We start from the raw sequence: 26,299 nt of genomic DNA on the forward strand, positions 1-26,299 counted from the left end.
ATAATTTTTAAAAACGTAATTTATCTTAATAGGAGCAGTCTAAGCTCTTGAAAAAAGTGATTTATGAAATTGATTCACATATATAAAATTCAAAGTGTGTTAGCGGAACATGTATTAGGAAAGTAATAAATTAAACGATCAACAATGCTGTTGATCGTTTATAATTTAATTGGGTGATAACATATGAAAAGCGTAAACATACAGCTTGACGAAAAAAACTCGTTAGAAATAACACAGATAGAAGATAATTTATTTGAAGTGCGGCTTGGAATGAATGGAAGCATTAGCGTTTACTTTATGACACGTGAGCAGCTCCTAAATTTTGATCAATTAGGTGCGCATCTTCACATTGAGGTTATTCTAGAGAAGGACTAGTAGCCAACATTCAACTTTATTCGAACACCTGTATAAACGGTTTCCAAGGCATGTTTATTTAGTCTTGAAGGCCTAAGTATGATTATGAAAATTATGACAGAAATATTATTTATTATTTAAGTTGGTTGAAAAATAAGTAAATTTCCTAATTGTTAACAGTGAAATGTATCAATGTGGACAGTGAGATTTTGAAGACTGAGAAAATCCTTGCTTTTTTATAGTATAAATCGACTAATAATGATGTGAAAATAAAAAAGGTGGATATATATATTGCTTATAAAGTACGTGTATATTCTTTCTGAGTAGTGACAATTGTCTCTAAACAAATGTAAATAGATTGTATATACTTACAGTTAGAGGGAAGGAGGAGATAGCTTGATTCTAGTTCGAAATGATAACTTCGAAATATCTGAAGAAAATGGCAAGGTATTTATGCTTACTTACAGTGCCGGTTTTCCATTAAAAGAATTTGATAGTATTTTACGTAGTCATCCGCGACTTAAATTGTCTAATTTTTCAATATTAAAAAATGTTTTAGCAACAGAAAGCTCAAGCCCTGTTGAAATTGGACGCTGGCTTCCAAATGTTGAAGCGGAAATTGCACGAGACAAAATGTCTACCTCTATATTTATATATGAAACACATGATTATATTCTAAAGAATAAAGAAAAATTAACTCAACAAATTCTAGAAACACTTGAAAACGAAGGAATTGTTTATGGGGTTTTGGATTTTGATATTTCCAAGATTGAGCCAGGAAAAGCATTTTTAATTGCACAAGGAACACCACCTGTGGCAGGAATAGATGCACAAATTACATACTTACCTAAACCAGAGAGAAAGCCAGTAATTCGCGAAGATGGGAAAGCTGATTATTATGACATGAACTTTATTTCTGAAATTTCCGAAGGTTCGTGGCTAGGCGAAAAAATCCCTGCGACTTTAGGTGAACCTGGGAAAAATGTACTAGGCGAAATTATGGCTGCTGCACCAGGTCGTGATTTTCCTATACGATACGATAAAAAATCAGCTTATGAAGTGGAAGAGGATGGGAAAGTTGTCATCCGTTCGAAAATAGCTGGTGTATTAGATGATGTCAAAGGCATGATCGGTGTAAATAGACATTTACCTATTAATGGAGATGTTGGCGTTGAAACCGGTAATCTAGAATTTAATGGATCCCTAAGCATTAAAGGAACAGTTTCATCTGGCTATACAGTCATTGCTACTGGAGATATTTCCATCGAAGGTGCTGAAGGTGTAAGCGGTGCCAAACTTATTAAATCCATTGAAGGGGATGTCTATATTCGCGGAGGAATTTTTGGTCTGGGCTCAACTCTTGTAGAGGCAGGCGGCAATATTTTTGTCAAGCATGTCAATGAGTCGAATTTAGTTGCAAATGACAGTATTCATATAGGATTTTATGCATTGGGATCACAGCTCTCTGCACATTCTATCTTTGTGGACGAACGAAAAGGTAAAATTATTGGGGGCCGTGCAGTTGCCAAAAATACAATCGTCACTGCCATCTCAGGAAATCGTTTAGAGCGTCGAACTGATTTAATCATCGAAAGCGTCAATAAAAAGGAAAGTTATTCGATTATGCAAGAAAAGGCAACGAAGCTTAAGCAACTGCAATTAGAAATCTCAGAGCACGAAGCAAAAATTAAAAGCTTACTATCACTCCTGAGCCAAATGTCTAAGGAGCAGATAGCTACATTTGAGCAAACAAAGCATAGCTTAACGAAATTGAAAGCGGAAGCAATGACAATTGATCGTGAGGTTAAGCTAATGATGGATGAAATGCGTCATGCAGGGAAAGAGGAAATTATTGTGACCAAGGAAGCTTATCCTGGTACCTATATTCAAATTGGAAAAAAATCATCCTTGTTAGGTAAAATGACAAATGGTAAATTTCTTCTCGAATTCGGTGAGTTAAATGTCTAGTGAATCTTTCATTCCTGTATTTGCACATCGCGGGGCTTCAGCGTATGCACTTGAAAATAGCTTCAAGGCTTTTGAAAAGGCATTAGAGCTGGGAGCAGATGGGATTGAATTAGATATCCAGCTTTCAAAAGAAGGAATTCCCGTTGTATATCATGATTCACAGCTATCAAGATTGGTTGGCATCAATAAGCTTGTGAATGAATGTACGATAGAGGAGCTACAAAGATTTAAACTTGGGAAGCCGTGGAGACGATTATTTTCAACGTATAAAATTCCAACGTTTGATGCAGTTTTAGCATGGGCAAATTCACAACAACTACCCCTTAATATCGAATTAAAATCAACAATCCTTGATAATAAAAGCGCACTTATTCAAATGCTTCATGGGCTAACTTTGCCTATTGGCAGTCATTTTTCATCGTTTCACTATGAGCTTCTAGAGATTGTGAAACAATATAGGCCAGAATATGAAACAGCACTTATAGCAACGAAAAAAATAAAATGGGATTTGCTTAGTGATTACAAAGCGATTGATAGTGTTCATATGCATAAAAGGTATTATAAACCAAGATATTTAGAGGCTTGTGTAGCGAGTGATAAAGCATGTCGTTTTTATGCAATTGATGGGGATGAAACATTTTTAACGAATCCGCATCCTTCTGTAATTGGTTGGATTACTGATTTTCCGGATAAAGTAATTGAGAGACAACAACGTTAATCAATTTCACCTTGGCGAAATCGTTACTGACGCTACGCTTTCGCTACAGATAAACAATGTAGCTGATGCTTTTGAATGAATATAAAAATAGCTATCCAATAAGTCTGTTGAGACTTAATAGGATAGCTATTTTTATTTTTTTTGGAAGCGTGGAGCTATTTTTCCATTTTTTCGATCGCGGTGAAGTAAGAATCCTGCGAAAAAGCCAAAGCCAATAACAAAGAGAATAATGCCAACGACGAATTGTAGCCATAAAAATGGGAAAGGTGAAATAAGCTTACCAAATAATGTATCACGCATGAATTTAATGCCACCTGCAGCCATAAGACCTGGAATAAGCATTACAATAAATGCAGCTAAACGAGCCATGCATGTCCCTCCTTATTCCTAAGTTTAATTTTACCTGTGGAAAATGGAATGTCAAGAAAGGTTATAAAACTATGTAACTGATGAACCTCGCAGTAAGTAAAATATAAACTAGTATCTGTAACTGAATGTTTAGAAAATTCTTACTTAAACAAGAAAGTGTAATAATAGTTGCGAAATTGTGAAATTGTCAGTATTGTAAAATTAAATGGAGCAATATTATCCATTACTAAACAATTTTTGTTTGTTAATTATTATTTAATTGGGATGGGCATTTGGGGATGCACTTTCCAAAGCAAAGGGGCGAGTTTTCATGGAAATCTTCAAGTATATGGAAAAGTATGATTATGAACAATTGGTATTTTGCCAAGATGAAGCATCAGGGTTAAAAGCGATTATCGCTATCCATGACACAACACTTGGGCCAGCACTAGGCGGGGCACGTATGTGGACATATGCATCAGAAGAAAATGCGATAGAGGATGCATTACGTTTAGCACGAGGGATGACCTATAAAAATGCAGCTGCTGGTTTAAACCTTGGCGGTGGAAAAACGGTCATTATCGGTGACCCATTTAAAGATAAAAATGAAGAAATGTTCCGTGCACTAGGACGTTTCATCCAAGGGCTAAATGGCCGCTATATTACAGCAGAAGACGTTGGAACTACAGTGACAGATATGGATTTAATTCATGAGGAAACAAATTATGTTACGGGAATTTCTCCGGCTTTTGGTTCATCCGGAAATCCATCTCCAGTAACTGCTTACGGCGTTTACCTTGGTATGAAAGCAGCAGCAAAAGAAGCATTTGGATCTGATTCACTAGAGGGACGTACAATTTCTGTCCAAGGGCTAGGAAATGTAGCTTACAAGCTTTGCGAGTATTTACATAATGAGGGTGCAAAACTTGTTGTTACAGATATTAATCAGGCGGCAATTGATCGAGTTGTGAATGAATTTGGTGCGACTGCAGTGGCACCAGAGGAAATCTATTCACAGGAAGTTGATATTTTCTCACCTTGTGCATTAGGAGCGATAATAAATGATGAAACGATCCCGCAACTAAAAGCAAAGGTTATCGCTGGTTCTGCTAATAACCAACTACAAGATTCTCGTCATGGTGATTATTTACATGAATTAGGGATAGTTTATACACCGGATTATGTGATTAATGCAGGTGGAGTAATTAATGTAGCTGATGAATTATACGGCTATAACCGTGAGCGTGCAATGAAGCGAGTTGAAGGTATTTACGATAGTATCGAAAAAATCTTCGCTATTTCTAAACGTGACGGCATCCCGACATATGTAGCGGCTAATCGTTTAGCAGAAGAACGTATTGCTCGAGTATCAAAGTCTCGTAGCCAATTCTTAAAAAATGAAAAAAATATTTTACACGGTCGTTAAAAACCGCAAATTCGTTTAAAGAAGTCGCATTGTCGACTTCTTCTAACTTTATAGTAAATTAATAGCTTTAATGAAGTTAAGCTAAAGCCCTACCACTTCTGCAAGCGCATCCAATTTAAAGAATTTCTTACGGTTACCAGTAGCGGATAGCATGCTTTAGCATTTTTCTCATAAGGGGGGAATTAACATGGCTCAAAATTATGATGTTGTCATTTTAGGCGGAGGTACAGGTGGCTATGTTGCAGCAATTCGAGCTGCACAGTTGGGCTTAAAAACAGCTATTGTCGAACGTGAGCGTCTAGGTGGAACATGCTTGCATAAAGGCTGTATACCAAGCAAGGCCCTACTTCGAAGTGCAGAAGTGTATCGTATGGCAAATAAAACAGCCACTGAATATGGTGTAGATATTGAAGGAGTTACATTGAAATTCGACAAAGTGCAGGCAAGGAAACAAGCGATTGTTGAGCAATTGAGCCAAGGTGTGAATACACTGATGAAAAAAGGCAAAATAGACGTTTATCAGGGAACAGGGCGAATTTTAGGACCGTCCATTTTCTCACCAATGCCGGGTACTATTTCAGTTGAAATGAGTAATGGTGATGAAAATGAAATGCTTGTCCCTACAAATGTTGTTATTGCAACAGGATCTAAGCCAAGAGGAATGGCAGGACTAACGGTCGACGGTAAATATGTGATGAACTCTGATCATGCACTGCAAATGAAAGAACTGCCAAAGTCAATGTTAATTGTTGGCGGAGGAGTTATTGGCATAGAATGGGCTTCGATGCTTTGTGATTTTGGGGTTTACGTAACGGTCATTGAATATGGACCATCAATTTTGCCTACAGAGGATACAGATATTGTAAAAGAAGTGACAAAACAGCTTGAAAAAAGAGGCGTCCGTATCGTGACAAACGCTCGCTTAGATACAGGAACCATCAAAATTGAAAATGATAACGTTTTCATTTCTGCAAAAGTTAGTGATAAGGAAGAATTATTTGAGGCTGATAAATTATTGCTTTCTGTAGGGCGTGAAGCAAATACGCAAGGTATAGGTTTAGAAAATACAGAAATAGAAGTTGAAAATGGGTTTATCAAAGTCAATGATTCGTATCAAACGAAGGAATCACATATGTATGCTATTGGGGATGTTATCGGTGGTTTACAATTAGCGCATGTTGCTTCTCACGAAGGGTTATCTGCTATTGAGCATATTGCAACGGGTAAAACAGAGGCACTTGATGTTCTAAAGGTACCAAAATGCGTTTATTCTTACCCTGAGGTTGCAAGTATTGGCTTAACAGAAAGTGCTGCACAAGAGCAAGGTTATACATTGAAGGTCGGTAAGTTTCCATTCAAGGCGATTGGAAAAGCGCTAGTTAATGGAGAGACAGATGGCTTTGTAAAAATTGTTGCTGATGAAGAAACGAATGATATTTTGGGTATTCATATGGTAGGACCACATGTGACAGATTTAATTGGTGAAGCATCACTTGCTAAGTTACTAGATGCAACGCCGTGGGAAGTTAGTCAGGCCATTCATCCACATCCGTCACTGAATGAGGTGTTAGTGGAATCAGCGTTAGCAGTCGATAATCGTGCCATTCATTTTTAACTTCTTTCAGCTAATGAATGCGGATTTAAATTACTTTTTAGCGGGTCCAAACATCAGCTGAAATAGAGGAACTCAGTCTAAGAACGCCACGTCCTGTGGCAACGACTGAGTGACCAATATCGTGCTGTTGCTGTCGCTTCGCTTTCGCACAGACAAAAACATGTGCTGCCGTTGCGTTAGCACTACGCTTTCGCGCAAAAAACATCTGTTGGCCTAAAGCCTCCGGTGGATGTCACAGATTCGGAAAGGAGTGCAATATAGGATGTTAGCCTAAAAATCATCGCATCCATGCGATAACGGCTAACTGACCTGCGTCGTGTAGGCCTAAGCACAAAGCCGAATCCGGACGCAATTATGCTGAGGCATAATTGATGATTTATAATTTCACTAAAGTATGGGGATTTAATATGGGATCAATACTAAAATCTGTTCTTGATTAAAAAAGTAAATTGGTATGAAAGCACATGGAACATAATGTGCAGTCAAGTACATATTTGGTGAAGAGCCATAAAATGCTTTAGTTATTTCTCTACAATACGAAAGGGGTGTTCGTATGCAAGATGTTCAAATCAAGCATGAGGATTTAGGTTTATCAAATGAAGATGTACTTGCAATGTTCGAAACGATGTTAATGGCAAGAAGACTAGATGAACGTATGTGGTTGTTAAACCGTTCTGGTAAGATTCCGTTTGTTATTTCATGTCAGGGACAGGAGGCAGCACAAGTAGGAGCGGCCTTTGCTCTTGATCATAACAAAGATTATATTGCGCCGTATTATCGTGATATGGGTGTTGTTTTACATTTTGGAATGACACCAAGAGAACTGATGTTATCCGCATTTGCCAAAGCAGAGGATCCAAACTCAGGTGGACGTCAAATGCCAGGTCATTTTGGACAAAAGAAAAATCGTATTCTAACAGGCTCTTCGCCAGTTACTACACAAGTTCCACACGCGGTGGGAGTAGCTTTAGCAGGGCGTCTGCAAAAAGAAGATTTTATTACTTTCGTTACACTCGGTGAAGGCTCATCTAACCAAGGTGATTTCCATGAAGGTGCGAATTTCGCAGGGGTTCATAAGCTTCCCGTTATTATAATGGTAGAAAATAATCAATACGCAATTTCCGTGCCAGTTGAACGTCAATTAGGCTGTGCGAAAGTGTCAGATCGCGGCATTGGCTACGGTATGCCAGGTGTTACTGTTGATGGAAAATGTCCGTTACAAGTCTATAAGGTTGTAAAAGAAGCAGCTGATCGTGCACGTAGTGGTGAAGGGCCGAGTTTAATAGAAACAGTGACGTATCGCTTAACGGCACATTCTTCGGATGATGATGATCGTCAATATCGAACTGCCGAGGATATAGCAGAAGGCAAAGCAAAGGATCCTGTTCTGTTATTTGAAAAGTATCTAATGGATGCTGGAGTTATGACAGAAAAGCTCCGTGCTGAAATAGAAGAGCGTATCATGGCAGAGGTGAATGAAGCAACAGATTATGCAGAAGCTGCTCCGTATGCAACACCAGAGCATGCTTTGAAGTACGTATATGCACCAGTGGACGGAGGTGACGTGTAATGGCAGTGATGTCTTATATTGATGCGATTACATTAGCGATGAAGGAAGAGATGGAACGTGATGAGCGTGTTTTCATTTTAGGAGAGGACGTTGGTCGCAAAGGCGGGGTTTTCAAAGCAACAACAGGTCTTTACGAGCAATTTGGTGAATATCGGGTACTTGACACACCTCTTGCAGAGAGTGCTATTGCAGGTGTTGGTATTGGTGCTGCGATGTATGGGATGCGCCCAATTGCCGAGATGCAATTCGCTGATTTCATTATGCCTGCCGTTAACCAAATCGTTTCTGAGGCAGCAAAAATCCGCTACCGTTCAAATAATGACTGGTCTTGCCCAATGGTTATACGTGCACCATTTGGCGGAGGTATTCACGGAGCACTCTATCATTCGCAATCTGTAGAAGCACTTTTTGCAGGAACTCCAGGCTTAAAAATTGTTATTCCGTCAACACCTTATGATGCAAAAGGTTTGTTAAAAGCAGCAATCCGTGATGAGGATCCAGTACTATTTTTTGAGCATAAACGTGCTTATCGACTCATTAAAGGTGAAGTACCAGTAGATGATTACACATTACCGATTGGTAAGGCAGATGTTAAGCGCGAAGGGGAAGACGTTACTGTCATTACGTATGGTTTAGCCGTCCATTTTGCATTACAGGCAGCAGAACGCCTAGCGGCAGACGGTATTTCAGCGCATATTCTTGACCTACGCACGGTTTATCCTCTTGATAAAGAAGCAATCATTGAGGCGGCAAGTAAAACAGGTAAAGTTTTACTAGTTACTGAGGATAATAAAGAAGGAAGCATTATGGGTGAGGTTGCAGCAATTATTGCTGAGCATTGTTTATTTGAACTCGATGCACCAATTCAACGCCTAGCGGGACCAGATGTTCCAGCGATGCCGTATGCACCAACGATGGAAAAGTATTTTATGATTAACCCTGAAAAAGTAGAGCGTGCGATGCGAGAACTTGCTGCATTCTAATATAGAAGAGCTTATTTCTAAATAGGGGTATTAGGAATTTTTTCAACGAGTGAAAAGAAATTTTAACCACGGACGAATCAACAGATTATAGTAATTCGATAGATACAATTACACCTAGGCATAATTGATGGGAGGAATAGATGATGGCTATTCAAAATATTACAATGCCACAGCTCGGCGAAAGTGTAACAGAAGGTACGATTGAAAAATGGCTTGTCAAGCCAGGTGATACGGTAAAAAAATATGATCCACTAGCAGAAGTTGTAACAGATAAAGTAAATGCAGAAATCCCGTCTTCTTTTGAAGGAGTCATTACAGAGCTACTTGCACAGGAAGGGCAAACGTTGCCGGTTGGAGCAGTCGTTTGTTCCATTGAAATAGCAGGTGACAGTGAGTTGCCTCCTCCACCTCCAGCGAAAAAATCCGCGGTAAGTACGGCTATCTTAAATGCAGGCGTACAAAAGAAACAGGAGACTCAGCAGCCAACGACAGCTACGATAGCTACACAAAAAACAGTTCGACAGGATAAAGTACGTTATTCACCAGCTGTTCTTCGACTTGCACAAGAGCATGATATTGCACTTGATCAAGTTACAGGAACAGGTGAAGGGGGACGTATTACAAGAAAAGACCTTATGAAACTGATTGAAGCAGGAAATGTTCCAACTTCTCAGGTTGAAACAACGTCTGCTGTCGATACAGCTGTTCAACAGTCAGCACCTGCAACACAGGAGAATACTAAATCAGCAACATCTATACAACCTATTCAAGCTGGTGATATTGAAATTCCAGTAACAAAGGTGCGCCGTGCCATCGCTAATAATATGGTACGAAGCGTTCATGAAGTGCCACATGCATGGATGATGATGGAAGTAGATGTTACAGATTTAGTAGCATATCGTGATAGCATTAAGACAGAATTTAAGCAAAAAGAAGGCTTTAATATTACGTATTTTGCTTTCTTTATAAAGGCTGTCGCTCAAGCTTTAAAGGAGTTCCCAATGATGAATTCCATGTGGGCAGAGGACAAAATTATCCAAAAGCATGACATAAATATTTCCATTGCAGTAGCAACAGACGATGCATTATTTGTTCCTGTTATAAAACACGCTGATGAAAAATCGATAAAAGGTATCGCGAAGGAAATTCATGAGCTTGCAATGAAAGTACGTGCTGGAAAACTGACGATGGATGATATAAAAGGTGGTACATTTACTGTAAATAATACCGGCGCATTCGGTTCTGTTCAGTCGATGGGCATCATTAATTATCCACAAGCAGCAATTTTACAAGTGGAAAATATTGTAAAAAAACCAGTTATTTTACCTGGTGGAATGTTCGCTGCACGAGATATTGTGAATTTATGTTTATCTTTAGATCATCGAGTTCTGGATGGACTTGTTTGTGGTAAATTCCTAAATAGAGTGAAAGAAATACTCGAAAATACAAATAAATCTTCAACGTCAGTCTACTGATGACTTGTCGGAAACCTGTTGTATAACGGTTTCCGAATTTTTTTATGCTTTTCGAGTCGCAATTTGTCATGTAGAATAACAAATAGAAACTACTAAGGGGGGAAGCTGATTAAGCGTCCGCATGTCAAACAACATGAAAAATATTGAATTTGAAAAGCCATCCTATTCAGAATGGCAAGATGCAGCAATCAAGGCTTTAAAAGGGAAACCATTCGAGTCTCTTTTAACGAAAACAAGTGAAGGTGTTACATTAGAACCTCTTTACACTCAAGAAAGTTTAGTAGCAAAACTTGGTGAAGAACTTGATAAACAAGTTGCCACAATCCGTTCCCTACAAAATAATCAAGCATTTCGAGTGGCACAGCAATTATATGCTGATACAAGCGAGGCATTTTTTGCACAGCTTGATGATAGCTTAGCTCGAGGCAATGAAGTAGTAACAATTGATAGCCGTGTAAATTTTGAATGGACTGAAGAAGTACTAGCACAATTAGCGACTTATTTCTCAGAATATTCGTTTAAAATTACGGTTGTAAATTCAAATGACCCATTATTAGCAGTATTCGACAAAATAGCAGTTGATCAGCGAGAAACGGTAAAAGGTTTCATCGTATCGAAAAGCCCTATCTCTTTAATTGATTTCCCGAGCGTGCGCTCAATCGGTGCAGACACAACGGTTTATCATAATGAAGGAGCTAACGCTGTGCAAGAATTAGCATATGCGCTTGCATTAGCGGCAAAATACGCAAATCAAGAAGAAAGCTTTGAAGCGTTCGCGAAGAAATTTTATGTATCCTTTGCTATTGATACACAGTTCTTTACAGAAATCGCAAAACTCCGTGCTTTTAAAGTACTTTGGAAAGCGTTCTCATCCGCTTATGGAGTGTCTGACAGCGTAAAAGTTCCAACTATTGCTGAGACGTCATTAAGAAGCTTCTCGAAGCTGGATGTTTATGTAAACTTATTACGTTCAGCAAATGAAGCGCTTTCTGGCTTAATTGGCGGTGCGGATGTCTTTACAGTTCACCCTCATGATGCAATAACGAAGCCAACAGATCAATCGATTCGTATTGCACGAAATGTATCATTAATCTTAAAAGAAGAAACAAATGTTTTAAAAGTTATAGACCCAGCTGGTGGCTCATACTTTATTGAGTCATTAACAGCAGATTTTGTGAAAGAAGCTTGGGCATTATTCTTAGAAATTGAAGCAGCTGGAGGCATTGATGCTTACACTGCATCAGGAAAGCTTACTGAGGAACTTGAAAAATCATATCAAGCTCGTATCAAATCGGTACAAACACGTAAGCAATCATTAATCGGTACAAATATTTATGCCAATCCAGCAGATGTTCATGAAAGCGAAACAAACCCGCTATTTGCAGAAATTAAGCGAATTGCTATACCTTTTGAGCAATTACGAGCGGAAATGACAGCGACAAATGCGAAAACAGGAATCTTAGCATTAGGTACACTGAAAAGCTCAAAACCACGTGCCGATTTCGTATCAGGTTTCTTAAACACTGTAGGCCTAGTACCAGAAAAAAGTGAACCAGCTGCAACAGCTGAAGAAGCATTGGCTTGGTTAAACGCTACAGAAGCAACGTATGTGGTGATGGCAGGTAATGATGACGATACAAAAGAATTAGTACCAGCAATTTTAGCAGGCAAACCAGCTAACGTAATTGTTGACGTTGCAGGTAAATTTAACGACGAAGAAGAAGCTTGGTTAGCAAATGGCTTAAACGGCTTTATTTTCGCAGGACAGAACATCATTGAAAAATTAAATTCAGTGTTCGCTAGCATGAAGGAGGTCCAACGATGAGCAAGCCAAATTTTAGTGCAGTTGAAATCGAAAAAGTATTAGCAGCCGAAGCACCTCAAGCGTCAGAAGAAAAATTTATGACAAATGAAGGTATCGAAATTAAAGATATTTATTCAAAAGAAGATATTAAAGAGGCAAAACATTTAAATGATGTTGCAGGTATTGCGCCAAATACACGTGGTCCATACCCTACTATGTATGTAGCTCGTCCTTGGACAGTTCGTCAATATGCTGGGTTCTCAACAGCTGAAGAATCAAATGCATTCTACAAGCGTAACTTAGCAATGGGTCAAAAAGGTCTTTCCGTTGCTTTTGACTTAGCAACCCACCGTGGCTATGACTCAGACCATCCACGTGTAACAGGGGATGTTGGTAAAGCTGGGGTTGCGATTGACTCAGTAGAAGATATGAAAATCTTATTTGACCAAATTCCTTTAGATCAAATGTCGGTTTCTATGACAATGAATGGTGCTGTGTTACCAGTTCTTGCATTCTATATTGTTGCTGCTGAAGAGCAGGGAGTTACACCAGACAAGCTTGCTGGTACGATTCAAAACGATATTTTAAAAGAATACATGGTTCGTAACACATATATTTATCCGCCAGCAATGTCTATGAAAATTATTGCAGATATTTTTGAATTTACGGCGAAATATATGCCAAAATTTAACTCAATTTCGATCTCTGGTTACCATATTCAAGAAGCGGGAGCAACAAATGACATTGAGCTTGCTTATACATTAGCAGATGGTCTTGAATATGTTCGTACAGGTCTTAAAGCTGGAATCGATATTGATGCCTTTGCACCCCGTTTATCATTCTTCTGGGCAATCGGTATGAACTATTACATGGAAGTTGCAAAAATGCGTGCGGCACGCCGAATTTGGGCACAAATGATGTCGACGTTTAATCCAAAAAACCCTAAGACATTAGCACTTCGTACACACTCACAAACGTCTGGCTGGTCTTTAACAGAGCAAGATCCATTTAATAATGTGACACGTACATTAATCGAAGCTAATGCGTCATCAATGGGGCATACGCAATCTCTTCATACAAATGCACTTGATGAAGCGATTGCTCTACCAACAGATTTCTCTGCACGTATTGCACGTAATACACAGCTATTCTTACAGGAAGAAACGGCAATGACAAAAGTAATTGATCCATGGGGCGGTTCGTACTATGTGGAAAAATTAACAGACGAAATTACAAAATCTGCGTGGGCATTAATTGAAGAGATCGAAGAACTGGGCGGTATGGCGAAAGCGATTGAAACAGGTCTACCAAAAATGAAAGTTGAGGAAGCTGCGGCAAAACGTCAAGCGAAAATCGACTCTAAAACAGAAACGATCGTTGGTGTAAACAAATATCGTTTAGAAAAAGAAGAACCTATCGACATTCTTGATATTGATAATACGCTAGTTCGTCAAAAGCAAATTGAGCGTTTAGAAGCAATGAAGGCAGCTCGTGATGAAGCAGAAGTACAAAAACATTTAGCCCGATTAACGAAAGCGGCGCAAGATGGCGAAGAAAACTTATTAGCAATAGCAGTAGATGCAGCGCGTGCTCGTGCTTCATTAGGTGAAATTTCCGATGCAATTGAAGTTGTTTCAGGTCGTCATAAAGCAGTAATCCGTTCAATCTCTGGCGTATACTCTGCAAACTTCTCTGATGAGGAGCAAATTACTGAAGTGAAACAAATGACAGAGGAGTTCCTTGAAAATGAAGGTCGTCGCCCACGTATTTTAGTAGCGAAAATGGGACAAGATGGACATGATCGTGGTGCAAAGGTAGTGGCAACGGGCTATGCTGACTTAGGCTTTGACGTAGATATTTCACCATTGTTTATGACACCTGCTGAAGCAGCTCAAATGGCTGTGGAAAACGATGTTCATGTCATTGGTGTATCTTCATTAGCTGCTGGTCATAAAACACTAGTTCCAGAATTAATAGCAGAGCTAGAAAAACTGGGCCGCGAAGATATCATTATTATTGTTGGAGGCGTTATTCCAGCACAAGATTATGACTTCCTTTATGAAGCTGGAGCTGTAGCGATATTTGGACCTGGTACAGTAATTCCTGTATCGGCACAAAAGATTATTGAAGAGATTTACAAACGTTTAGGCTATGAGGAAGTGTCTGAATAATGGACAAAAACAAAGGAATGCCAGAAAGTGCGCTATTTGTTATGGACGGAGTAGAGGCAACTCACGACGGAATGCAATATGGTACACCGAAAAAATTCCGAAAGAAAAAAGCAGACAATTTAAACATACAGGAGCTTGCACGAGAAGTCCGTGCAAGTTCTCGTACACAGTTGTCAAAAGCTATTACACTCATTGAAAGTTCAAATGCAACGCATAAAGCGCATGCACAGGAACTTCTACAAGAGCTTCTACCACATACAGGAAACAGTGTCCGTATTGGGATTACTGGCGTTCCTGGTGCAGGAAAGAGTTCATTCATTGAGGCTTTCGGAACGATGCTTTGTGAGATGGGGAAAAAAGTGGCAGTCCTTGCGATTGATCCAAGCTCTTCTTTATCGGGAGGAAGTATATTAGGCGATAAAACTCGAATGGAGGAGCTCGTGAAAAAGCCTAATGCATTCGTTCGTCCCTCTCCATCAGCTGGTACCCTAGGGGGTGTTCATAAAAAGACACGTGAAACGATGCTTGTTTGTGAAGCGGCTGGCTATGATGTCATTTTAATAGAAACGGTCGGTGTTGGACAAAGTGAAACGTATGTCCGCGGTATGGTTGATTTCTTCTTGCTGTTAGTTTTAACAGGTGCCGGAGACGAGCTGCAAGGCATGAAAAAGGGGATTATGGAGTTAGCAGATGCCATCGTTGTCCATAAAGCTGATGGCGATAATGTTCGCCTGGCGAAAAAAACGGTATCTGAGTACAAGCAAATTTTACATTTTTTACAGCCTGCAACTCCGGGTTGGATGTCGACAGCAATGCCTGTAAGTTCATGGGAAAAACGTGGCCTCGACAAAGTATGGAGTACAATAGGGGAATTCAGACAAATCGTTGAGGCAAATAATTACTGGTCGATCAGACGCCAAAATCAGACGCGAGATTGGTTCCAATCGATGATTACCGACCATTTAATCGATATGTTTTATGGTAATCCAGAACGTAAAGCACAAGTGCAACTTTTAGAACGTCAAATTTTAAATGGACAGTTGACAGTAACACAAGGTGTAGATCGTTTATTTAGCGATGAACAATCACAGAAATAATATAATCTTTTATGTGAGCAAGTAGGTGCACAAATTCGTCACTAACTGCTATGATAGGAGATGTATTAGCGTCGAATATCTAAGGGTAAGTCTAGGATGACGCGAACTTGAAAGGAGCTATCGCTATATGAATATGGATTACGATTTATTTATGCAAGAAATTTTAAAAACAGCACGTGCAGAAATTGAGGGTGCTGGTTATGAGCAGCTTCGCACGCCAGAAGCTGTTGAAGAGGCGTTTGCTCGTCCAGGTATAACATTAGTCATGGTGAACTCAGTATGCGGCTGTGCAGGGGGTATCGCGCGTCCTGCGGCAGCACAAAGTGTACATTACGATAAACGTCCAGACCATCTTGTAACGGTATTTGCTGGTCAAGACAAGGAAGCAACTGCAGCTGCTCGTTATCACTTCGGTGAAGATCATTTACCATCCTCCCCATCATTTGTGTTATTAAAGGATGGGCAAGTAGTAGCAGAAGTTGGACGCTATGAAATTGAAGGTCATGACCCAATGTCAGTAGTGACAAACTTACAAGCAAACTTTGAGGAATACTGCGACGAACTTTAATTTTATTCATAGAGTTAAAAGAGAAGCTATTCTATAAGTAGGAAGCCCCGCAGCTACAAAATATCTGCGGAGGCTTACTACATGACTATGCTAATTGATCCCCGATTAGCATGATTTTATAGATAACTTTATTTTATCTTCATTATACTAGTCAATTGACGTTCGAAATATTTGAAATATTGGCTAAATGAATAACCTAAAGTTCGAAATAAATAAAATTAACAGGTGTGTTGATTAGAAATAGCGGGCATTATTTGTGGTGAAACCTGTTATTTTTCTAGAACTACCATATTGTGGCTCATCACCGAAAGTTATGGATGATATTTGTTAAAACGTATTCAATGAATATAAGTTGATTGGAGTGGAGGCTGGGAGACTCCTTGGGATTAGCGTCACAGATAAGACCCTGGAGCGAAGCGGATGTTTTCTGTGCGAAAGTGGCAACGAAGCGGCTCATCGGACGCCCCCAGGAAGCTCTGCTCTGCGCGAAAGCGTAGCGACAGCAACAACAAATGTTTCTGTAGCGAAAGCAAAGCGGCAGCTACAAAGCGCCCAGTCGGAACGGAAAGCAACTACACGTTATGGTGATGTGTCTATGTTTGTGGTGAAATAAGCTAATCAATATGTTTGTAAAATTAGAGTACTGAAGGATAGGAGGCAGTCGACTTGAAGAAGTTTTCAATCGGCTATCGTACATTAAAAACGGCATTTGGTGCAGCAATCGCTATTGCCATTGCCCAATATTTTCAATTAGCTTCTTATGCATCTGCTGGTATTCTAACAATATTATGTGTACAGCCAACGAAGAAAAAATCCCTTCATGCTGCTTATACACGATTCGTCGCAAGTATTATCGGTATGCTTTATGCATTTTTGAGCTTTGAGCTATTTTCCTATCACCCACTGACATTAGCAGGTATGCTTATCATTTTTATACCAACAATCGTGTCGTTGAAGGTAGCAGATGGCTTTGTCTCTAGTGCGGTTATTATCATGCATATATACGCAGCTAAGAGTTTTTCATTAGCACTTGTTTATAATGAATTCGCATTGATGGCTATTGGTTATGGGACTGGAATAGCTATAAATATGTATATGCCAGACATTCAAAAGGAATTAAATTACTATCGAGTTAAAATTGAGGAACTTTACAGTAAGATTTTTTTAGAAATTGCCAATTATTTAAGAGAAGGCGATACGTTGTGGGATGGACAAGAAATTATTGAAGCAATCAAAGCATTAAATAATGCGAAATCCCTAGCATTTAAAGATGTTGAAAATCATTTTATGAGACGAAAAAATGACTACTATTTGTATTTTGATATGCGAGAACAACAGCTAGAAATTATAGATAGGGTACTTCCAAAAATAACGGCACTTCCTGTTATAGTACAAGAGGGAATTATCGTTGCTGACTTTTTACAAGATCTCGGGAAACACGTTCATTCAGGAAATACGGCTAGTCATTTTAGAGAGAAGTTAGAGCAGGTAAAACGAGATTTCGCCCAATTACCTTTACCGAAAAACCATGAGCAATTTCTAGCGCAAGCGGCACTCTATCAATTTATAGAGGAAATGGATCGATATTTAGAAATTAAGCAGTCTTTCAAGGGGTTAAAGGTAAAGAAAGAGCGCCCGCAGTAATGCGGACGCCTAGCTTTTCATTACACTAGCATTGATAAGCCGAATGCTAGAGATGAAATTACCATGATTGCGACCATAGTATAAACAACGATTTTTTGAAATTTTTTATTACTCATATGCTCGTTCGCTCCTTCTTTTCTTATAAATAGTTTAGCAAATCTGAAAAATTTCTCAAGTAGTAGAGTTTTGACGAAAAAGTCTGTAAAATAGATTATGTACCATAACAGAAGGAGATGTCACCATGGAGAAAGTAGATCACATCGGGATTGCGGTACGCGATCTTGATGAACGCATTACATATTATACAGAAACTTTAGGCTTAAAGTTACTGAAAGTGGAAGAGGTAGAATCTCAACAGGTTCGTGTTGCATTTATTGATGCTGGCAACGTAAAAATTGAGTTATTAGAACCGATGAGTGAAAAAAGTGCTATTCATGGATTCATCGAGAAACGTGGAGAAGGTATTCACCATGTAGCTTTCGGTGTGACAGGAATTCGTGAGCGCATGGCAGAGCTTCGTGAAAAAGGTGTACGTCTTTTATCGGAAGAGCCAGGACCAGGTGCTGGTGGTGCAGAGGTTGCTTTCATGCATCCGAAATCATCTTTCGGTGTGTTATATGAATTATGCGATAAAAGTGGAAAAGGGGATAAGTGATCAATATGGATATGTTCGACAAAATTAATGACTTGTATGACCGTAAGACGGTAATTGAACTTGGCGGTGGCTATGAGCGCATCGAGAAGCAACATGAAAAAGGGAAATTAACAGCTCGTGAGCGTATTGAATTATTACTAGACGAAGGTACTTTTTTCGAGATTAACCCATTCATTACACACCGTACAGTAGACTTCGGCATGGACAAAATGGAAGGTCCTGGTGATGGTGTAGTAACTGGTTTCGGTAAAATTAATGGACGTCCAGTATACTTATTCTCTCAAGATTTCACAGTATTTGGTGGAGCGCTTGGTGAAATGCATGCCAAAAAAATGGCAACAGTGATGGACCTAGCTGCAAAAAATGGTACACCATTCATCGGTATTAATGATTCAGGTGGTGCTCGTATTCAAGAGGGTGTACTTTCACTTGATGGTTATGGTCATATTTTCTATCGTAATGCAATCTACTCTGGGGTAATTCCACAAATCTCAGTTATCATGGGACCATGTGCTGGTGGAGCGGTATATTCTCCAGCAATTACAGACTTCATTCTAATGGTTGATAAAACATCTCAAATGTTTATTACAGGACCTAAAGTTATCGAAACGGTAACAGGTGAAAAAATCTCTGCTGAAGATTTAGGTGGTTCTAAAGTAAACAACGCTGTAAGTGGTAACGCACACTTCCGCGCACCATCTGAAGAAGCAGCGATTGATCAAATTAAGAAACTATTAAGCTACTTACCACAAAATAATAAAGAAAAAGCTCCACGTCAGGCACGTCCAGAGGGTGATGACTATCGTCCAGAAATCGTGGATGCTGTACCAATCGAAACTACACGTCCTTATGATGTACGTAAAGTAGTCGAGCAAGTAGTGGACGAAGGTTCCTTTATGGAAGTTCACTCAGAATTTGCGAAAAACGTAGTAGTTGCTTTCGCGCGTATTGCTGGAGAATCAGTTGGCCTTGTATGTAACCAACCTAAAGTACTAGCTGGTGGGTTAGATATTGATTCTTCGGACAAAGCTGCTCGCTTCATCCGTACTTGTGATGCTTACAATATACCAATCATCACATTTGAAGACGTTTCTGGCTTCTTCCCAGGCGTTAAACAAGAGCATGGTGGAATCATCCGTCACGGAGCGAAAATCCTTTATGCATACTCAGAAGCAACTGTACCAAAAATTACAGTGATTCTACGTAAAGCATACGGTGGTGCGTACGTTGCCCTTAACTCTAAATCAATCGGAGCTGACCTTGTATTCGCATGGCCAAATGCTGAAATTGCGGTTATGGGTGCAGCAGGTGCAGCAAACATCATCTTCGCACGTGAAATTGCAAAATCAGAAGATCCAGAAGCAACACGTGCTGCTAAAATTGAAGAATATAAAGAAAAATTCGCAAATCCATACGTTGCGGCATCCCGCGGTATGGTAGACGATGTTATCGATCCACGTGATACACGTATTAAGTTGATTCAAGGGCTAGATATGTTATCCAACAAACACGAAACACGCCCAGAGAAAAAGCACGGAAACATTCCTCTATAAAAAATTGTACAAGCCTAGTAGTCATTCGATTACTAGGCTTTTCTTTTAGACTTGAATTTAATTTGATAAGATAAAAAATTAATGAAAATGGCAGATAATTGGCTCATCACCAAAAGTAGAGGATAACATTTGTTAAAACGTATACCACGTATAGTAGTTGATCTCCGTTCCGGCTGGAAGCCCCTAGGAAAGCGCCCAGCCGGAACGGAGATCAACTACACGTTATTTTGAGGAGACAGAAAATTGAAACATATTCTTATTTCATCCGTACATATATGTAAGAGGAGTTGAGATGAATGGAATGGAAACAATTACAAAAAGAGCAAGAAATGATTCATGCACAATTAAGAACTGCTAGTAGGTTAAGTGAACAAAAGATTTTAATTGAACAGCAAATCGAGCATGAACAACAAGAAATTTACAAACATTCTAAAGAACTCAATCAAATTCGTTTGAGACTCGATAAGTTAGAAGGCTTTTCTTTTATGAATATGATTCGAACGTGGACAGGGCAACAAGATGAACTACGTGAAGAAAAAATTGATAAAGCAGCCATTCTTGAATTAAAAATAAATGAAGCAAAGAAGATGGATGTTGACTTGACGCATGATTTGGGGCAAATCAACACCAAACTTTCTCAAATTAATAAACAAGAGTTAAAAGGAGCTTTAAGCCAATTAAATGCTAAAAAGAAAGGCTACTTACAAATCCATGAGCCTGAACAGGCAAAAAGGCTTGAGCAATTAGCACATGAAGAAATGTTAACGAAACAACTAATTACGGAAATAAAAGAAGCAGTGGATGCTGGTGAAGCAGCACTTACTAAGCTTGGACAAGCTGCAGAGTCCTTGCATTCTGCAAATGGATACTCGACGTGGGATACGTTTTTTGGTGGGGGGCTCATTGCCACAAGTTTAAAGCATGACGCACTTGATAAGACCGAAAATTATCTTCACAATGCTCAAATTACGTTACAACGCTTCCACAACGAACTGTTAGATGTACATGATATATCAACGAAATCATTACAAGTTGAAACAGATGGATTCGTAAAATTTGCGGACTATTTCTTTGATGATGTTTTTTCAGCTTGGTCTGTCCATTCTAAAATATCTACCGCAAGAGAGCAGGTTTCTCGTGTGCAAGATGATGTACATAATACAATTTTGCGTCTACAGGATAAACATAACAAGGCAGATAACTATTTGCAGTCTCTGCAAAAAGAAAAAGAAGCGGTTTTTCAAAATGTAGATGTAAAGTAACCTGTGAAAAGAATCTCCCTCTTTTCACAGGTTTTTTCTTCGTTTAGCAATATAGGATGATTGATTGGTGATTTCCGTTTCAAGCTAGCTACCCGTTTTCCTGTGAGTGAGCATCGGACCGCTGCCTTCGTTTTCGCAAATATTGTTGAATGTTGCTGACACAACGTTAGCACTACGCTTTCGCACAGATAAAACATTGTTGTTGTCGATATGGAGAATAATATTTTAAGCAAGTAGCGCTAAGCCTATTACAAACCTCAAAAAAGCGTAGTAATGAAGCCATTGTCGCCAATGTCTGCAAGAGACTTGTCATTTTCATAAAGCTTCACCATTTATAACTTAAAATCTCCTTTAGGTTTTACGTTCTCGTCTCATTTTTGACAGGCTTATTTGGGTAGTCTTTTTAGTGTATTAGCCCTTATATGAGCTGTCTAACCAAGTGTAGCCTACCCAACCATAATCCATTTTTTCTTAAAGATAAATTCCTAATCGTTCACAAGTAACGGATGCAATTAAGTTTTTTCTTTCCTATAAATATAGTAGGGAAAGTAATTTTTTGATGTATGTCTATTGAATAGAAATATGCTGGTGACTGACATGAAAAATAACTACATTTCAAACTTAGCCTTCATTTTGCATTTTCCTAATCTCAACAATGTTCTTCCAGATTGCCCTATCAACTTTGGCAAAACTACGTATGCTTGGCGTTGTATTTACTTCAAATAATAGAGGTTTTCCTTTAAGATTTATTCCAAAATCAATGCCATATTCTCTACAAGGAAAGTGGGACGCTATTACTTCAGATGCTAAAATCGAATATTTTTTTAGAGAATCTATTGTTTGATCTTTCTTTGTATTATCCATCATCAAATAACCTGATAATAATTCATCAATCGATATTGCTTGAGAACCCCGATTTGAATTGACAATCCCATGATCCTCAGTTGCAATCCTTCCGTAAATTCCACCAATTATCCATTTTCCCTTTAGATTTTGAACATGAACACGAATGGATATTGAATCCCCATCAGGAGTTAGACTTTTGACCCCCTCCTGTATAATATAAATTCCGCTTAATCTATCGTGTTTCTCATATGGATGTAGAACTTGATGGAAATCCTCAATTGCCGCCACACACTTATTTATTTCTTCACCTTGTATGTTAAATCCGTTAAAACAATAGTGTCCATCTTTTCTTTTGTAGACTTTATAAATTGCTCTTCCTTGTCCAGTGCTATCATGTTTCACATAAACATACTCATATCTATTTAATATATCGATTAGGTTTTCTAGACTGTAAAGTGTTGATTTTGGAATGAAGTTAGTTGTTAAAGGATTTTGATTTAAAAGTAAGAATTGTTCCCATTTTCCAAGTCCGTTTTTCAATGAATTCACCTCATTTAGTAAGATATTTTTATTTCTTTTGTATTAATAATGTAGCCCTCACCACTTATGGAGGTTACTGTATTGTATGAAAATAGATTTATCTTGCATGGGTGAGACTTGGTAACTCGACTAATATCTACTATTTTTCTGCTAGAGTCCCATAATAAATTTACTACACTAGAAAAGTAGCATTATGATGGTTCTCAATATATCCATTTTTTTGATTTCAAAATCATTAGTTTCTAATATATCTGCCCTGCTAATCTTTACTTTTAGGCATATGTTAATAGGAGATATCGAGTAAGGAGATGGAAGATATTGAAAAAAACGACCAAATTTAAAAAAATAATATATTCAGACAAACTTGAATTTTTAATGGAAGCCCATAACGGTCTTTCCGCAAAAATTGTAGAGGAAGTCGGTTTTAAATGGATATGGGCGAGTGGTCTATCGATATCAGGATCATTGGGTGTAAGAGATAATAATGAAGCATCATGGACGCAGGTATTAGATATACTTGAATTTATGAGTGATACGACAACAATTCCCATTCTATTAGATGGGGATACGGGATATGGAAATTTTAATAATGCTCGAAGGTTAGTTAGAAAACTAGAACAATTGAATATTGCTGGAGTCTGTATCGAGGATAAAATTTTTCCAAAAACGAACTCATTTATTAATGGAGAAACACAACCTCTCGCATCGATTGAAGAATTTTGCGGGAAAATAAAAGCAATGAAAGATACTCAAGAGGATGAAGACTTTATGGTTGTAGCTAGAGTCGAGGCTTTTATTGCAGGCTTGGGATTAGATGAAGCCCTTAAACGTGCGGAATCCTACAGGAAGGCGGGCGCCGATGCAATTCTTGTGCATAGTAAAATGTAAAGGCATCACGTCCTATGATAATGCCTTCGAGACCAACCTCGTGTTGCTGTCGCTACGTCAACACTCCGCTTTCGCACAAAAAACATCGGTCGCTGTCGCTACGCTTTTGCGCAGAAAACATTTGCTGCTGTCGCTACGCTTTTGCGCAGAAAACATTTGCTGCTGTCGCTATGCTTTCGCGCAGAAAACATTTGCCGCTGTCGCTATGCTTTCGCGCAGAAAATATTTGCCGCTGCCGCTATGCTTTCGCGCAGAAAATATTTGTTGGCCCGTCGCCCTCAGGAAAGCGCCCAGTCGGAACGGAAATCAACCCACGTTTTGCCGAAGAGCTATTTATCTAAACGAAGTGTCAGTATAATTACGCTAAGAAATAATTGCTATTCCTTCATAAAATAGCTTATTTCATGTTAGCGAATGATTTCAACTCTTTAAACGTTGTGCTAAAATAAAACGTATACTATATCGTGGAAAAACACGTAAACTAAGGGAGTCTTACAACATGACAAGTCGTTTAGTAGAAGAGTTTTTTGAGCTCGTACAAATCGATTCAGAAACAAAACATGAACAAGTGATTGCGCCGATTTTAATCGACAAATTAACAGCGCTTGGTTTTACAGTAGAACAAGATGATGCACATACTCGTAACGGGCATGGAGCAGGGAATATACTTGCTACGTTAAAAGGTTCGTTAGATATCGAACCGATTTATTTTACTTCTCATATGGATACAGTTGTCCCAGGTAAAGGTATTAAACCGTCTCTTCGTGAAGATGGCTATATCGTTTCAGATGGTACAACAATTTTAGGTGCCGATGATAAAGCTGGTCTTGCCGCATTATTTGAAATGGCTAAACGCTTAAAAGAGCAAAATATTGAACATGGAGATATTGAATTTATTATTACAGCTGGTGAAGAAAGTGGACTCGTTGGAGCGAAAGAGTTAGATCCATCTAAAATTAAAGCAAAATATGGCTTTGCAGTGGACAGTGACGGTAAAGTAGGAGGAATTGTAACTGCAGCGCCTTTCCAAGCAAAAATTTTCACTAAAATAATTGGGAAAACAGCGCACGCTGGTGTTGCTCCAGAAAAAGGAGTGTCAGCGATTACGGTTGCTTCCAAATGTATTGCACAAATGAAACTTGGTCGATTAGATGAAGAAACAACAGCAAATATCGGTCGCTTTGAGGGTGGTCAGGCAACAAATATTGTCTGTGATGAAGTAACGATTCTTGCAGAAGCTCGTTCAATCGACAAAGCGAAGCTAGATGCACAAACTAAGCATATGCAGGAGACGTTTGAGCAAGTTGCAGCTTCACTAGGAGCAAAGGCTGAAGTTGAAGTAAAGCTAATGTATCCTGGATTCCGTGTAACAGAATCAGATAAAGTTGTTCAAGTGGCAATGGCGGCTGTGCACAACATCGATCGTACACCAAAGCTAGGAATTTCAGGTGGAGGTTCCGATGCTAATGTTATTGCAGGCTTTGGCATCCCTACAGTAAATCTTTCTGTTGGGTATGAAGATATTCATACAACAAATGAAAAGATCCCAGTAGAAGAATTAGAAAAATTAGCAGATTTACTTGTCGAAATCGTCAAAGAGTCTGCGAAAAAATAACAACAAAAATCGAGGATGTGACCGCATGGAAAGTATAAAAGCAGTAGTTTTTGCTTGTGGTACAGAGGAATATGCAGTGCCTGTGGAACAAGCGATTTCGATTGAAAAGTTAGAGCAAGTAACACCGATTCCTCATTTGCCTAATTATCTTCTAGGCTTCACAAGAATTCGTGGCGAGCTTGTCCCTGTGCTTGATTTTGAGCGTATTCTTTATAATCGTTCTTCTAATGCTGCAACAGCACGAATTATAGTGTTGAACACGGATGTTGTGAATTACGGATTACTTGTAACAGAAGCTCGTGAAATTCTTGATTTTGATGAGTCAGTATTAAAGCAGATGGGACTTGTCAATTATTCAAAAACGCGCTACTTTACAGCTGTTGCTAATCTTGAAAATCGCATGATCACATACGTAGACCCGAAAATACTTGTGAATTCATTAGAAGGTATACGTGAAATTATAAATTATTTGCACAAAATGCTTGAAAATGAAAAAGAAAACGTAGAGGCTTGAGTTTTTATTAAAGTGTTTAAGTAAACACATCATCGTTGATGTTTTAGACGGAATTACAAATATGTGATTCTGTCTTTCTTTTTAAGTGGTTTCCTAACAATAAAAGGAAAATGAATAATCGATGTTGAAATTTAAGCTTATTACCAAAACGTGTGGTTGATTTCCGTTCCGACTAGGGGCGTCTGGGCAAAAAGTATATTATGTGCGAAAGCGAAGTGTTAAGATGAGCTAAATTTTATTTAGGCTGTAAATTATGAGTAAATATAAGACTTTAATTGTGTGTACATTACAAATAAGCATAATTATGAATTTATCTTTCTATAAATTAAGTAAATATTAATCATTGGGGAGGTGTTTGTCACATGGATTCAAAGGAAAAGGAAACACCAGAAGAAAAAAGAGAACGTTTAAGACAAAGTGAATTAAAAAATAATCCTACTGGTTCTCTAAACGATGGAGTAAATAGAGGAGTTGGTGGAAATTTAACTGGTATGAGTTGGAAAGAGATAGTGGTATTAGTTTTAGTATTATTTATAGGATATATTGTATACAAATTGTTTTTTTAGTGAACTTAAAAATAGAAGATTCGAATAAGTGTGAGCGGTAATCGTTGCACGTTCCGACCAATTTTTTCTCCCTGTTTGATAAGTTTGATCGGACAAATCTACTTCATCCATAATTTGTG

The 26,299-nt window shown here is 38.6% G+C and carries 25 protein-coding genes and 1 pseudogene; 21 read left to right on the forward strand and 5 right to left on the reverse strand.

Annotation, left to right across the window (positions count from 1 at the left end; genetic code table 11):
* Positions 1–183: 183 nt before the first annotated feature.
* The 3 genes from AN161_RS11930 to AN161_RS11940 all read left to right on the forward strand — a co-directional run bounded on the left by AN161_RS11930 (position 184) and on the right by AN161_RS11940 (position 3,040).
* Positions 184–375, forward strand: coding sequence for a hypothetical protein (locus AN161_RS11930; RefSeq protein WP_053594581.1), 192 nt, complete (start codon positions 184–186; stop codon positions 373–375).
* A 375-nt stretch (positions 376–750) separates the two neighbouring features.
* On the forward strand, positions 751–2,322 hold the full coding sequence (locus AN161_RS11935; RefSeq protein ID WP_053594582.1) for a FapA family protein: 1,572 nt from the start codon (positions 751–753) through the stop codon (positions 2,320–2,322).
* Positions 2,315–3,040: a glycerophosphodiester phosphodiesterase gene (locus tag AN161_RS11940; RefSeq protein ID WP_053594583.1), complete on the forward strand. Its 726-nt coding sequence runs from the start codon at positions 2,315–2,317 to the stop codon at positions 3,038–3,040. Before AN161_RS11935 ends, AN161_RS11940 begins: the two co-directional genes overlap by 8 nt.
* Before the next feature lie 132 nt (positions 3,041–3,172).
* On the opposite strand, the gene AN161_RS11945 is transcribed toward AN161_RS11940, so the two are convergent.
* Complete coding sequence (locus AN161_RS11945) at positions 3,173–3,409, reverse strand: DUF2627 domain-containing protein (RefSeq protein ID WP_053594584.1); 237 nt, start codon at positions 3,407–3,409, stop codon at positions 3,173–3,175.
* 310 nt (positions 3,410–3,719) lie between these two features.
* On the opposite strand from AN161_RS11945, the gene AN161_RS11950 reads away from it, so the two are divergent.
* Positions 3,720–4,814 (forward strand): Glu/Leu/Phe/Val dehydrogenase, encoded by a 1,095-nt coding sequence (locus AN161_RS11950; RefSeq protein WP_053594585.1) that lies wholly within the window; start codon positions 3,720–3,722, stop codon positions 4,812–4,814.
* A gap of 187 nt (positions 4,815–5,001) precedes the next feature.
* A complete protein-coding gene (gene lpdA, locus AN161_RS11955) occupies positions 5,002–6,429 on the forward strand; it encodes a dihydrolipoyl dehydrogenase (protein ID WP_053594586.1) in 1,428 nt (475 codons plus the stop codon).
* 37 nt (positions 6,430–6,466) lie between these two features.
* Here lpdA and AN161_RS29620 read toward each other — a convergent pair whose 3' ends face one another.
* Complete coding sequence (locus tag AN161_RS29620; RefSeq protein ID WP_158003015.1) at positions 6,467–6,634, reverse strand: hypothetical protein; 168 nt, start codon at positions 6,632–6,634, stop codon at positions 6,467–6,469.
* A 348-nt stretch (positions 6,635–6,982) separates the two neighbouring features.
* Here AN161_RS29620 and AN161_RS11960 point away from each other — a divergent pair, with 348 nt between their 5' ends.
* The 9 genes from AN161_RS11960 to AN161_RS12000 all read left to right on the forward strand — a co-directional run bounded on the left by AN161_RS11960 (position 6,983) and on the right by AN161_RS12000 (position 17,741).
* Positions 6,983–7,999: a thiamine pyrophosphate-dependent dehydrogenase E1 component subunit alpha gene (locus AN161_RS11960; protein ID WP_053594587.1), complete on the forward strand. Its 1,017-nt coding sequence runs from the start codon at positions 6,983–6,985 to the stop codon at positions 7,997–7,999.
* Positions 7,999–8,982: an alpha-ketoacid dehydrogenase subunit beta gene (locus tag AN161_RS11965; RefSeq protein WP_053594588.1), complete on the forward strand. Its 984-nt coding sequence runs from the start codon at positions 7,999–8,001 to the stop codon at positions 8,980–8,982. The genes AN161_RS11960 and AN161_RS11965 overlap by 1 nt, the downstream gene beginning before the upstream one ends.
* A gap of 143 nt (positions 8,983–9,125) precedes the next feature.
* Positions 9,126–10,457: a dihydrolipoamide acetyltransferase family protein gene (locus AN161_RS11970; RefSeq protein WP_053594589.1), complete on the forward strand. Its 1,332-nt coding sequence runs from the start codon at positions 9,126–9,128 to the stop codon at positions 10,455–10,457.
* Between the two features lie 121 nt (positions 10,458–10,578).
* Positions 10,579–12,282, forward strand: a complete 1,704-nt coding sequence (locus tag AN161_RS11975) for a methylmalonyl-CoA mutase family protein (RefSeq protein WP_053594590.1) — start codon at positions 10,579–10,581, stop codon at positions 12,280–12,282.
* Positions 12,279–14,432 (forward strand): methylmalonyl-CoA mutase, encoded by a 2,154-nt coding sequence (gene scpA, locus AN161_RS11980; protein WP_053594591.1) that lies wholly within the window; start codon positions 12,279–12,281, stop codon positions 14,430–14,432. The genes AN161_RS11975 and scpA overlap by 4 nt, the downstream gene beginning before the upstream one ends.
* Positions 14,432–15,529 carry a methylmalonyl Co-A mutase-associated GTPase MeaB gene (gene meaB, locus AN161_RS11985; protein WP_053594592.1) on the forward strand — a complete coding sequence of 366 codons (1,098 nt, stop codon included), beginning with the start codon at positions 14,432–14,434 and terminating at the stop codon, positions 15,527–15,529. Before scpA ends, meaB begins: the two co-directional genes overlap by 1 nt.
* A 127-nt stretch (positions 15,530–15,656) precedes the next feature.
* A complete protein-coding gene (locus AN161_RS11990; RefSeq protein WP_053594593.1) occupies positions 15,657–16,097 on the forward strand; it encodes a BrxA/BrxB family bacilliredoxin in 441 nt (146 codons plus the stop codon).
* Between the two features lie 361 nt (positions 16,098–16,458).
* The gene (locus AN161_RS11995) at positions 16,459–16,710 is read left to right on the forward strand and encodes a hypothetical protein (protein WP_143114759.1); all 252 of its coding nucleotides are present in this window, start codon (positions 16,459–16,461) and stop codon (positions 16,708–16,710) included.
* A 53-nt stretch (positions 16,711–16,763) separates the two neighbouring features.
* A complete protein-coding gene (locus tag AN161_RS12000) occupies positions 16,764–17,741 on the forward strand; it encodes an aromatic acid exporter family protein (protein WP_053594595.1) in 978 nt (325 codons plus the stop codon).
* 20 nt (positions 17,742–17,761) lie between these two features.
* Here the strand turns inward: AN161_RS12000 and prli42 are convergent, their stop codons facing one another.
* A complete protein-coding gene (prli42, locus tag AN161_RS31015) occupies positions 17,762–17,857 on the reverse strand; it encodes a stressosome-associated protein Prli42 (protein WP_158003016.1) in 96 nt (31 codons plus the stop codon).
* A 125-nt stretch (positions 17,858–17,982) separates the two neighbouring features.
* On the opposite strand from prli42, the gene mce reads away from it, so the two are divergent.
* From mce to AN161_RS12015, 3 genes are all read left to right on the forward strand, one after another.
* Positions 17,983–18,396, forward strand: a complete 414-nt coding sequence (gene mce / locus AN161_RS12005; protein WP_053594596.1) for a methylmalonyl-CoA epimerase — start codon at positions 17,983–17,985, stop codon at positions 18,394–18,396.
* A gap of 5 nt (positions 18,397–18,401) precedes the next feature.
* Positions 18,402–19,949: an acyl-CoA carboxylase subunit beta gene (locus AN161_RS12010; RefSeq protein WP_053594597.1), complete on the forward strand. Its 1,548-nt coding sequence runs from the start codon at positions 18,402–18,404 to the stop codon at positions 19,947–19,949.
* Positions 19,950–20,245: 296 nt separating this feature from the next.
* Complete coding sequence (locus AN161_RS12015; RefSeq protein WP_053594598.1) at positions 20,246–21,211, forward strand: hypothetical protein; 966 nt, start codon at positions 20,246–20,248, stop codon at positions 21,209–21,211.
* On the opposite strand, the gene AN161_RS28805 is transcribed toward AN161_RS12015, so the two are convergent.
* A complete protein-coding gene (locus AN161_RS28805) occupies positions 21,190–21,444 on the reverse strand; it encodes a hypothetical protein (protein WP_143114762.1) in 255 nt (84 codons plus the stop codon). The genes AN161_RS12015 and AN161_RS28805 overlap by 22 nt on opposite strands.
* Positions 21,445–21,832: 388 nt before the next feature.
* On the reverse strand, positions 21,833–22,597 hold the full coding sequence (locus AN161_RS12020; protein ID WP_053594599.1) for a YheC/YheD family protein: 765 nt from the start codon (positions 22,595–22,597) through the stop codon (positions 21,833–21,835).
* Between the two features lie 318 nt (positions 22,598–22,915).
* Between AN161_RS12020 and AN161_RS12025 the strand changes: the two are divergent.
* From AN161_RS12025 to AN161_RS12040, 4 genes and pseudogenes are all read left to right on the forward strand, one after another.
* Positions 22,916–23,479: pseudogene (locus AN161_RS12025) on the forward strand (isocitrate lyase/phosphoenolpyruvate mutase family protein); the annotation flags it as partial.
* Between the two features lie 505 nt (positions 23,480–23,984).
* On the forward strand, positions 23,985–25,100 hold the full coding sequence (locus AN161_RS12030; protein ID WP_053594600.1) for a M20/M25/M40 family metallo-hydrolase: 1,116 nt from the start codon (positions 23,985–23,987) through the stop codon (positions 25,098–25,100).
* A 25-nt stretch (positions 25,101–25,125) separates the two neighbouring features.
* Positions 25,126–25,614, forward strand: coding sequence for a CheW domain-containing protein (locus AN161_RS12035; RefSeq protein WP_053594601.1), 489 nt, complete (start codon positions 25,126–25,128; stop codon positions 25,612–25,614).
* A 362-nt stretch (positions 25,615–25,976) separates the two neighbouring features.
* Positions 25,977–26,180 (forward strand): DUF6366 family protein, encoded by a 204-nt coding sequence (locus tag AN161_RS12040; protein WP_053594602.1) that lies wholly within the window; start codon positions 25,977–25,979, stop codon positions 26,178–26,180.
* The last annotated feature ends 119 nt before the right edge of the window (positions 26,181–26,299 follow it).

It is taken from the genome of Lysinibacillus sp. FJAT-14222 (genome assembly GCF_001278875.1).
GTDB lineage: Bacteria > Bacillota > Bacilli > Bacillales_A > Planococcaceae > Lysinibacillus > Lysinibacillus agricola.